This window comes from Idiomarina aquatica (assembly GCF_004362895.1).
Classification (GTDB): Bacteria; Pseudomonadota; Gammaproteobacteria; order Enterobacterales; family Alteromonadaceae; genus Idiomarina.
Genome location: NZ_SNXI01000046.1, coordinates 1 through 3,155 on the forward strand (window position 1 = coordinate 1; position 3,155 = coordinate 3,155).

The following is a 3,155-nucleotide window of genomic DNA, read 5'->3' on the forward strand; positions in this document are numbered from 1 at the left end:
TATGCTAAATAACTATGTGCATGAGCCGTATACGAGGCCCGTATGTACGGTTCTGTGAGAGGGATGAGGCGGTGACGCCTCACCCTACTCGATATTCTCTATACCTAAGTATTTAAACCTTACAAGGTGCTTGCCATACATCTGCGACGCTGGCGTTGTTCATTATCTACAACTTCACCAATAGTAAGAGTAACTTCCACCTGCTCACTAACAGCCTTGCCTGTTTCAACGTCAGCAATCCAGAGCGTGGCTTGATTTTTTTCAATGTCTTTCTGGAAGACATAGGTATTGCCGGCTTCGAAATCACCCTTTAGCGTCGCATAGGCCTCTTTAGGCTTAGAATCGATATTGTTGAATGTCTGCGTGACTTTAGTTACCACGGTGTGCTCACCTGGGGCAAAGTCTCTTGCTGCCACAAAGTCACTTTCTTTGCCGTTATAGCAAAAATTGTAAACACGGACGGTTTGCGCTAACCCGTTATCGAGAAAATTTCTAAGGCGCCACTGCGAATCATCAGGTGAAGTAGTCACAGGAACGCTAGTGCAAGCACTTAACATAGATGCTCCGATTACGGCTGTAATTAACATTGAACGCGTCATAATTACCTCTGCTTTGCATTAAAAAACATGATGTTATAAAGGTACACTAGTGTATGTAAAAGATAATCCAAGTGACTTTGTGATTTTTTTGTTATCTTTGTAATATCAAGTAGGCAGAGCTTTCAACAATGAGGCAAATAGTATGGAACTTTTTGGTAGTTACACCTCCCCATTTGTGCGCCATATACGTATTGCTATGGCGGAAACAAAGACGGAGTTTTCGTTAACGGAAACTGATCACGAAATGAGTGCAAAATTAAATCCGGCCAAAAAAGTGCCTTTTTTGCATCACAAAGAAACGCGACTACATGATTCAAGTAGTATTTTAAAATATGTACGGGAAAAAGCCGGAGAGCGCTATTTTCCAGACGTAAAAGATTATGATCAGTATTGTTTGGTTAATACTGCACTTGATGCGGGTATTAATCTTTTTCTACTTGAACAGCAAGGTGTTACACCTGATAACAATACCTACATGCAGCGACAAAAATCGCGGGTTGAGGAAATTCTTCAGCTAATGGAGAGTAAAAAACACGCGGTGGCTTATGAAGGGCCGCACCCGTTTAGTGACGGAGAATTACGATTGGGCTGTTTTTTAAGTTGGGGACTCTTTCGTAACCGCATCAGTCTGGGTGAGTATCCGCAATTGCAGGCATTCGTTGATAAACTCAACGATTACCCGCTATTCGCAGACACACACCCCGAGGTACGGCCGTCTGTTACGGAATAAGTTTGGCTGATTTTTCCGGGATTTCTTCGTTTAATAATTGATTATTCATGGAGTAGTCGACGGGCACATCGATAAGGTGCACACCGCCCTGCTCCATGCATTGCTTAATCAGCGGTTGTAATTCTTCTGTTGCCGACAATCGGTAGCCTTTAGCACCGTAGGCATCGGCGTACTTGATAAAGTCGGGGTTGTTAAAATCCAGACCAAAGTCACTGAGTCCCATGTGTTGTTGTTTCCACTTGATCATGCCGTAAGCGCTATCGTTCAGTAGCAGTACAATAAGATCTTGTTTTAACCGAACCGCAGTTTCGATTTCTTGCGAGTTCATCATAAATCCGCCATCGCCGCAGATGGATATAACCTGTTTTTCCGGAAACACGAGTTTGGCTGCCATTGCTGATGGTAACCCTGCGCCCATTGAAGCAAGAGCGTTGTCGAGCAAAACGGTATTAGGCTGACGAGCCGGATAATTGCGAGCAAACCAGATTTTATAGATACCGTTGTCTAGCGCTATGATGCCATCATCAGGCATAACTTCGCGCACCTCTTCGACCAAACGCTGGGGTAACATTGGGAATCTATCGTCGTTGGCCCCCTCGTCGGTGTGGTCTCGCATGTGATCACGCACTTTCAACATAAAGTCAAAATCCCAATGCGGCTGCGGCTCAATTCCTTCTTTTAATTGCCAAATACTATTACCGATATCACCAATCATACTGGCATGAGGGAAATAAACAGAGTCGACTTGAGCGCTCTGGAAGTTGATGTGAACCACTTTGCGCTTGTCATTGGCCTGTGAACGCATCATAAAGGGTGGTTTCTCAACAACGTCATGGCCAACATTAAGAATCAGGTCGGCTTGTTCTATTGCTCGGTGAGGATAGTCTCCATCCGAAACAGCAGCATTACCTAACCAGCCAGGATGGTCTTCGTTAATCACGCCCTTACCCATTTGTGTAGTGATAAAGGGGATTCCTGTTTTGTCGACAAATGCGCGTAGCATTTTAGCGGTTATTTTTCGGTTAGCGGCTGCGCCGATAAGTAGCAAAGGATGTTTTGACTCTTTAAGTAAAGACAAAACGTGACGAACGGCCTTATCTTCAGCAATAGGTCTGCGAGAGTAGCTCGGCTCGATTGGAAATGAATCAACATCTTCGCTAGCGACATCGTCGGAAAGTTCCAGGTGTGAAGCTCCAGGACGTTCCTCTTCAGCTCGACGAAAGGCTTCGCGAACATGCGCAGGAATACTCTTCGCGCTGATGATGGGTTGTGTATATTTAGTGATAGGGGTCATCATGTCGACCACGTCAATAATTTGGAACTGTCCTTGCTGCCGTTCTTTGATGGGCTTCTGACCGGTAATAACAACCATCGGCATAGCTCCGAGTTGAGCGTAAGCAACCGGAGTAACAAGGTTGGTGGCGCCCGGCCCAAGCGTTGATAGACAAACGCCAGGCTTGCCGGTTAAGCGACCATAGGTTGCAGCCATAAATCCGGCAGCTTGTTCATGACGGGTTATAATAAGTTTTATTGACGACTTTGATAATGACTCGAGCAAGTCGAGATTTTCCTCACCGGGAATACCAAAAATATATTCTACGCCTTCATTTTCAAGCGCTTTTATCATCAGATCCGATGCTTTCACGTCGCTTTCTCCTTGCGTATAAAAGATATGTATTAACAGCGTACGTAAAGCATAGGCTATATGATCAAAAAAGGCGGCTAAGAGCCTAATGCTTGTCAGTTAAGCTAATGGCTAGCGGCTTTATAAGGCGACCGCATCGGATAACGTTGCGGTCGCCTTTTTATTGCACGAGGATAATGCC

3 protein-coding genes are annotated in these 3,155 nt (G+C 45.0%); 1 reads left to right on the forward strand and 2 read right to left on the reverse strand.

Features of this window, described 5'->3' with window-relative positions; all coding sequences use genetic code 11:
• Positions 1 to 119 precede the first annotated feature (119 nt).
• Positions 120 to 599: a hypothetical protein gene (locus tag DEU29_RS13810; protein ID WP_133540975.1), complete on the reverse strand. Its 480-nt coding sequence runs from the start codon at positions 597 to 599 to the stop codon at positions 120 to 122.
• Positions 600 to 741: 142 nt separating this feature from the next.
• Here DEU29_RS13810 and DEU29_RS13815 point away from each other — a divergent pair, with 142 nt between their 5' ends.
• Positions 742 to 1,329: a glutathione S-transferase family protein gene (locus DEU29_RS13815; RefSeq protein ID WP_133540977.1), complete on the forward strand. Its 588-nt coding sequence runs from the start codon at positions 742 to 744 to the stop codon at positions 1,327 to 1,329.
• Here DEU29_RS13815 and DEU29_RS13820 read toward each other — a convergent pair.
• Positions 1,319 to 2,974 carry an acetolactate synthase large subunit gene (locus DEU29_RS13820; protein WP_133540979.1) on the reverse strand — a complete coding sequence of 552 codons (1,656 nt, stop codon included), beginning with the start codon at positions 2,972 to 2,974 and terminating at the stop codon, positions 1,319 to 1,321. The genes DEU29_RS13815 and DEU29_RS13820 overlap by 11 nt on opposite strands.
• Between the last annotated feature and the right edge of the window lie 181 nt (positions 2,975 to 3,155).

What these genes read in the sequence shown, in the direction of transcription:
- DEU29_RS13810 (WP_133540975.1), bottom strand. Translation starts at nt 599, where the DNA reads ATGACGCGTTCAATGTTAATTACAGCCGTAATCGGAGCATCTATGTTA.
- DEU29_RS13815 (WP_133540977.1), top strand. Translation starts at nt 742, where the DNA reads ATGGAACTTTTTGGTAGTTACACCTCCCCATTTGTGCGCCATATACGT.